The sequence below is a fragment of the Bradyrhizobium uaiense genome, from assembly GCF_010811875.1.
In the GTDB taxonomy this organism is placed as follows: domain Bacteria; phylum Pseudomonadota; class Alphaproteobacteria; order Rhizobiales; family Xanthobacteraceae; genus Bradyrhizobium; species Bradyrhizobium uaiense.
In genome coordinates, this window is record NZ_VKHP01000700.1 from 1 (window position 1) to 255 (window position 255).

The window sequence follows — 255 nt, forward strand, 5'->3', positions numbered from 1 at the left end:
TGCAGAAGCGGGTCGAGCTGGCGCGGGCGCTGGTGGCGCGGCCGACGCTGCTGCTGCTGGACGAGCCGTTCGCCGGCGTCACGTTGAGCGAGAAGCTCGAGCTGTCCGAGCATGTGCGCAATGCGCGCGACAGCTATGGCGCCACCATCGTGCTGATCGAGCACGACATCGGCGTGGTGATGGGCCTCTCTGATCGGATCGCGGTGCTGGATAACGGCCGCAAGATCGCCGACGGCACGCCCGACGAGGTGAGGG

Annotated in this window: 1 pseudogene; it reads left to right on the plus strand. The window is 68.2% G+C overall.

From position 1 onward, the window contains the following. A pseudogene (locus FNJ47_RS47140) lies at window positions 1–255 on the plus strand (ABC transporter ATP-binding protein); the annotation flags it as partial.